Origin of the sequence: Methylibium sp., assembly GCF_013817365.1 — a bacterium.
Lineage (GTDB): Bacteria > Pseudomonadota > Gammaproteobacteria > Burkholderiales > Burkholderiaceae_C > Methylibium.
This window is the reverse complement of record NZ_JACDCU010000469.1, coordinates 1-537: the sequence shown is the minus strand read 5'-3', so window position 1 is coordinate 537 and position 537 is coordinate 1. Positions and strand designations below refer to the sequence as shown.

Here is a 537-nt window from a genome sequence, read left to right as displayed (position 1 = left end):
ACAGCGCGTTGACGTAGAACTTGTAGAGCTCCAGCGACTTGTCGCCCTTGTCCTTGGCGCGGCGGTAGTCGAGTTCGTCGCGCTGCAGGTCCTGCGGCGTCACGCCTTCGCAAACCTCGGCATAGGCCGCACGTTGGCCCGACACCAGGCCCAGCAAGACGACATGCGGATACTCCAACCCCTTGGCCTCGTGCACCGAGAAGACCAGCGGCGTGCGCAGCTGCGCGCGCGCCGCGGCCTTGTCCTCGTCGCGCAGCACGATCACCGCATGCCGCGCCGATGCCCGCGTGCTGGCGTCGATCTGCTTCAGTGCCGCGTCGCCGTCCAGACCACGACCATCTACGCCAAGGTCGACTTGGCTGCGTTGCAGACATTGGCCCTGCCATGGCCGGGGGCTGCGCAATTCAAGCACTGCGAGCCCCAACATTCCACGACCATGACCGTCCGCCTTGAAGACGACGTCAAGGACCGCCTCGATGTCTTGGCCGAAGCGACCCAGCGCAGCAAGTCGTTCCTGGCCGCCGAAGCCATCCGTTC

Annotated in this window: 1 protein-coding gene and 1 pseudogene; one reads left to right on the top strand and one right to left on the bottom strand. The window is 65.7% G+C overall.

Translation table 11 applies throughout. The annotated features are described in order from the left end of the window. A pseudogene (locus H0W38_RS19855) lies at positions 1 to 427 on the bottom strand (hypothetical protein); the annotation flags it as partial. A gap of 9 nt (positions 428 to 436) precedes the next feature. Here H0W38_RS19855 and H0W38_RS19850 point away from each other — a divergent pair. Beyond that, positions 437 to 537 (top strand): CopG family ribbon-helix-helix protein (locus H0W38_RS19850; protein WP_292457416.1); only part of this gene is annotated, 101 nt, incomplete at its 3' end.